At 74.4% G+C, this 5,120-nt stretch carries 7 protein-coding genes; 4 read left to right on the plus strand and 3 right to left on the minus strand.

Features of this window, described 5'->3' with window-relative positions; genetic code table 11:
* Nucleotides 1-224 precede the first annotated feature (224 nt).
* Complete coding sequence (locus tag VK611_14155; GenBank protein ID HMG42478.1) at nucleotides 225-764, plus strand: sigma factor-like helix-turn-helix DNA-binding protein; 540 nt, start codon at nucleotides 225-227, stop codon at nucleotides 762-764.
* Here VK611_14155 and VK611_14160 read toward each other — a convergent pair.
* On the minus strand, nucleotides 746-2,332 hold the full coding sequence (locus VK611_14160) for a glycosyl hydrolase (protein HMG42479.1): 1,587 nt from the start codon (nucleotides 2,330-2,332) through the stop codon (nucleotides 746-748). The two genes, VK611_14155 and VK611_14160, sit on opposite strands and share 19 nt — an antisense overlap.
* A gap of 125 nt (nucleotides 2,333-2,457) precedes the next feature.
* Between VK611_14160 and VK611_14165 the strand changes: the two genes are divergently transcribed.
* The 3 genes from VK611_14165 to VK611_14175 are packed head-to-tail and all read left to right on the plus strand — an operon-like array spanning nucleotide 2,458 to nucleotide 4,087.
* Nucleotides 2,458-2,955, plus strand: coding sequence for a sigma-70 family RNA polymerase sigma factor (locus VK611_14165; GenBank protein ID HMG42480.1), 498 nt, complete (start codon nucleotides 2,458-2,460; stop codon nucleotides 2,953-2,955).
* Complete coding sequence (locus VK611_14170; protein ID HMG42481.1) at nucleotides 2,955-3,767, plus strand: hypothetical protein; 813 nt, start codon at nucleotides 2,955-2,957, stop codon at nucleotides 3,765-3,767. Before VK611_14165 ends, VK611_14170 begins: the two co-directional genes overlap by 1 nt.
* Before the next feature lie 8 nt (nucleotides 3,768-3,775).
* Nucleotides 3,776-4,087, plus strand: a complete 312-nt coding sequence (locus VK611_14175; protein ID HMG42482.1) for a hypothetical protein — start codon at nucleotides 3,776-3,778, stop codon at nucleotides 4,085-4,087.
* A gap of 168 nt (nucleotides 4,088-4,255) precedes the next feature.
* On the opposite strand, the gene VK611_14180 is transcribed toward VK611_14175, so the two are convergent.
* Both VK611_14180 and VK611_14185 read right to left on the minus strand, forming a co-directional pair.
* Complete coding sequence (locus tag VK611_14180; protein ID HMG42483.1) at nucleotides 4,256-4,921, minus strand: class F sortase; 666 nt, start codon at nucleotides 4,919-4,921, stop codon at nucleotides 4,256-4,258.
* Nucleotides 4,918-5,120: hypothetical protein (locus tag VK611_14185; GenBank protein ID HMG42484.1), on the minus strand; the 203-nt coding region annotated here is incomplete at its 5' end. The genes VK611_14180 and VK611_14185, both read right to left, overlap by 4 nt.

Below are 5,120 nucleotides of genomic sequence, written 5' to 3' on the forward strand. Positions count from 1 at the left end.
GTCGACTGCGGCGGCGCCGCCGGGGTCGACGTCCGGGGCAACCGGATCGGCCGCCGCTGGGTCGGCGAGGTGCCGATCATGCGCTGCCCGACGGCGTCCGGCAACGTCTGGGCCGACACCGGCGCCCCCGTGGGCTGACCCGGCCGCGAACGCCCGGCCGGCGGGTGTCGAGAGCATCCCCGGTGGCGGGTAGCTTCTCCTCAGTCATCTCAACGAGGAGATCCATGGCTGGGGAGGCCGACTTCGACGGCTGGTACCGCGATCAGTATTCCCGGGTGGTCGCGCTCCTCTACGTCGTGACCGGCGACGTCCCGGCAGCCGAAGCGGCCGCCGCCGAGACCTTCGTGCGTGCCTTCGAGCGCTGGGAGCGCGTCCGCACGATGGAGTCCGGGCGCTGGCTGTACTCCACGGCGCTCGCCTGCGCCGGCCGGGAGGACCGGTGGCGTCGCCTCCCGTGGCGCTCGCGACCGGACGCCGACGCACCGCCTGCCGCCCCACCGGCGATCTTCGCCCCCGAGGTCTGGGACGCCGTGCGGAGGCTCACGCGGGAGGAGCGCACCGTCGTCGCCCTGCGCTACGTGCTCGACCTGCCCGAGGCGGAGGTCGGCCTGGTGATGGGCCTGCCCCGAGGCGCGGCGTCCTCCCTCCTCGCCGTGGCCCGGCGGAACGTGGCGGTGCTCGCCACGCCCCCGGCGCCGGAGGAGCCCGTCGACCACCCCGACGAGCTCCCCGAACCCCCGCGCCCTCAGAACCTCCCGTTGTAGGCGGCCGCGGCGTTGGGGTTCCCGCAGGCGGCGGTCAGGCTCGACCGGGCGTTGCCGGCGGTGCAGCCGTCGTCGAAGTAGGCCTCGGCGACGAGTCGCCCGCCGCTCTCGACGTCGTGGGCGGCGAACCAGTCGAGCTGGAGCTGTATGTAGAGGGCGTTGTCCCCGCCGACGGGCTTGCTGTGCTCGCTGGAGACGCCCCACTCGAGCACCGACATCCACTTGCCGTGCGCCTTGGCGAACTCGTGCACGGCGTTGAGGCCGTGGGTGCCGTTGGCCCGGGCGTCGAAGGCGGCCTGCGTGGGTGCGGCCGGATACCAGTCGTAGTCGTGGATGCCGACGATGTCGACGTACTCGTCGCCCGGGTAGCAGTTGAAGGCGTTGCCGCCACAACGGCTCGCGGGCGTGCCGTGGCCGTTCATGGTCCAGTCGATCAGCACGTCGGGCGCCGTCGAGCCGATGGCGGTCGACGCCTTGCGGAAGCACTCCTTCCACTGCTCGGTGTTCGTGGCGTTCCACCAGAACCCGTAGTCGCCGTTGAACTCCCAGCCGAGCTGCACGATCGAGTTGCCCCGGCCGCCGCCCACCAGCGAGCGGCCGAACGTGGCCCACTGGCCGTCGTACTGGCCCCCGGCGCACGCCGCCAGGTTCCCGCTCTTGGGGAACAGCGGGACGGCGACGGCGAACCGGCCCTCGAAGCCGGCGAAGTTGCCGTAGATGAACGAGCCCGGGCCGACGATGGTGTCCCAGGAGCTGCGGTCCGGGAACACCTTGGCCACGTCGAGCGGGCGGCCGCGCCAGGTGCCGAACGCGTCGTAGGTCTGCCGGGTCTGGTTGTGGTGGCCGAGGCCGCTCGCCCACGTCAGACCGCTGCGGTTGCCGGTGATCGGCGCCGCGCCGGGTCCGGGCCCGGGCGGCGGCGGAGCGGTCGAGGGCGGCGGCTCCTCGCCCGGCGGTTCGGTGGTCGGCGGCGCCGTGGTGGACGGCGGGGGCGGCTCCTCGCCCGGTGCCCCGCCGGTGACCTCGGCCCGGTCGAACGTGACGGCCGAACCGTCGGCCGAGGCGGGGTTGCGCCGCTCGGTCATCGTGAGCACCAGCGTGTGGGTGCCGGCGGCCAGCTCAGAAGAGCGGAACACCTCCACGGGTGCCTCGGACTCGGGCGACGCGTAGTAGTCGACGTCGACCGGCTCGCCCTCGTCGACGGCGACGGTCGCCACGTGCGCCCAGGGCTCCTTCACCCCGAACAGCGCCACGCCGGTCCCCGAGAACCGCAGGGTCGCGGTCGCACCCACGTCCTGGGTCCACTGGTAGGTGCCGTCCGGCGCCTTGGCGCAGGTGGTCGTGCACGCCTCCCAGCCGTCGGAGAGCTCCACCTGCCCGACCTCGGTCCCCGTGTCCGTGTCCTGGATCACGGTGACGTCGCCGGCCGGTGCCTCCCCGGTCGACGGCGGCGTCGGTGCCGACGGGTCGGGCCCCGCGTCGCCGTCGGCCGCCACCGTCGGGCCGCCGCAGCTCAGCAGGGTGGCGACCACCATGGGCGCCAGCAATGACCGCAGTCGTCGTCGCATCTTTCTTCCGCTCCCCATTCGCTCGTGGCAACATCCACGCCGTGCCCCACCAAGTCCCGGACCGGCAGGAGCCCTTACGCCCCGCCGACATAAGGGATCCGGCAGCGTCGTGACTTGAGGGAGCGGTGCCGGACATCTCCGACTTCGAGAAGTGGTTCAGCGAGCGCTACGGATCCCTCGTGGCGGCGCTGACCGTCGTGCTGGGCGACGCGCACGCCGCCGAGGAGTCGTCCGCGGAGGCGTTCGTGCGCGCCTACGAGCGCTGGGACCGCGTGCGGCGCATGGAGTCGCCGGGCGGTTGGCTCTACCAGGTGGCCCTCAACCACGCCCGGCGACGGGCCCGGCGCCAGGTCCGCGAGCGCGAGCTGCTCACCCGGTTCCGGCCCCGTGACGGCGGCCCCATCACCCTCGAGCCCGAGCTGTGGGCGGCCGTGCGGGAGCTGACCGACCGCCAGCGCACCGCGATCGCGCTCCGCTACGTGCTGGACCTGCCCGAGACCGAGGTGGCCGAGGTGATGGGGGTGGCCCGGGGCACCGCCTCCGCCACGCTGGCCACCGCCCGACGCCGGCTGGAGGCGTTGCTCGCGCCCCTCACGGTCGAGCCGGCGCCGGAGACCTGCTGATGGTCGACCTCCGGACCGGCCTGCGTCCCCGCGAGGACCTGGCCCCGCTCCCGCCGCCGGTCGGCGAGATCGTGGCCCGCGCCCGCCGCAACAAGGCCCGGCGCCGGCTGACGGTCGCCGTGTCGGCGCTGGGGGCGGTGGCGCTGCTCGGCGTCGTGGTGAGCACGGTCGGCAGCGACACCGGGGAGCCCCCCACCCGCACGGGGGGCCTGACGGCGGAGGCGCCCGACACCACGGTGGCGACCACGAGCCCGTCGTCCCCTTCCACCACCGTGACCACGTCGACCACCGTCGCCGAGGATGCGCCCGGCGCCACGACGCCGACGACCGACGCCAGCCCGCCGGCCGTGGAGCCGCAGTCTCCCCCGCCCACGCCGGCGGCGCCGCCCGCCGACGCGCCGGTGACGGTCATCCAGGACACGAACCGGGGCAGCGGGATCGGCCAGGTGCAGTTCGCCGGCGCCTGGCACGCGTGCACGACCACCTGCGGCAAGGCGCCGGACGGCACCTACCAGTGGACCAACGAGTCGGGTGCGACCGCGACCCTGCGGTTCGACGGCACCCGGGTGGCGTTGTTCGGCGTGAAGGAGCCCTGGGGGTACCTGGCGACCGTGGCCATCGACGGCGGGGCGCCGGTCGACGTCGACTTCTACGCGTCGCCCGCCACCGCGACGCCGGTCGTGGTCTTCCGGTCGCCGGTGCTCGCGGCCGGCCCCCACACGCTGGTCGTCACCTTGACCGACCGGCACAACCCGGCCTCCGCCGGCGGCTCCGCGATCACTTTCGACCGGGCCGAGATCACCGGGGGGTAGGACACGCGATGCGCAACGCAGGGATCCCCCGGCTCTGGGGCATCGACGACATCGCCGCCGCGCTCGACGTGCCCTCCACCGAGGTCGTCCGGTGGTGCGAGGGAGGTGCGCCGACCGAGGGCGAGCCGATGCCGCCGCCGGCGCTGCTGCTCAACCTCGGCCGGACCCACCTGTGGCGGGCGGACGACGTCCTCGACTGGGCGATCCGCACCGGGCGCACCCGCACGCTCTGGCTCTCGACCCACCGGAACCAGCGGCGACGGTTCTGGCCGTGGCTGCGCCGACCGGAGCCTGGTCGCGTCACCCCGGTGAAGATGTGACGGCCCGGGGTGGCGGATTCCCCGAGCCGTCACCGCGAGCTCCCAGGGAGGTCGAGGCCAGGACGGCTGCCTCCAGCTCCTCGTCGGGAGGCGCGTTTCTTCACGCCGGCCACTCTGACCCCGCCGCGCTGCGATCAGATGAGCCCAGGATGAGAACCCTCTCATTCGTCAGAGCCGGTTGGCGAAGACGATCACGTTGTCGACGTAGTGCCCGGTCGAGCGGTCGAACACGCCGCCGCAGGTGATGAGCCGCAGCGACGACCCGGGAGTGTCGCCGTAGACCGCGTCGGTCGGGAACGCCGCCTTCGGGTGCTGCTCCAGGTGGTCGACCACGAAGCCGACCCGTGATCCGTCCGCCCGCACGACCTCGACCACGTCGCCCGGGGCCAGCTCCCGCAGGCGGTGGAACACGGCGGCGGCCCGGCGCGAGTCGACGTGCCCGGCGATCACTGCCGCTCCCGGCTCGCCCGGCTCGGGGCCGGCGCGCCACCAGCCGGTGTCCTCGGCCCGGGCGGGGGCGGCGAGCGCGCCCGACGGCTCGAGCGCCAGCGGGATGACCGGGGCGTTCACGCCGATCTTGGCGATGGCGACCTGCACGGGGTCGGGTGCCTCGGCTTCCACGGAGGGCGGCGGTGGAGCGGTCGTGGTCGGCGCCGCGGTGGTCGTGGTCGTGGTCGTGGTGGGCGCGGCGGTGGTAGTGGACGTGGTCGCGGCCGCGGTCGTGTCCGGCGAGGCGGAACCTCCCGCCGCGCCCGCGCAGCCCACGACCACAGCGGCGGCGGCCGCCGCGAGTCGCAAGGACCCGCGGCGGCCGACCAGTGCTATGCGTGTCACGACCGGCCGAGCCGTGACATCACGACCCGCCCGACCACGAGGCCACCGAGGCCGAGAGCGGCGACCGGCACCAGCGTCGAGGCGACGTCGCCGCCACCGGAGCGCTCGTTGCTCACCGTCTCGCCGGTCCACGACTCGGCGGTCCCGCCGAACCCGGTCTGGACGCCACCGGCCGGCACCTGCCCACCGTCGTCGTCAC

The sequence above is a fragment of the Acidimicrobiales bacterium genome (genome assembly GCA_035316325.1).
Classification (GTDB): Bacteria; Actinomycetota; Acidimicrobiia; order Acidimicrobiales; family VFJN01; genus DASXTK01.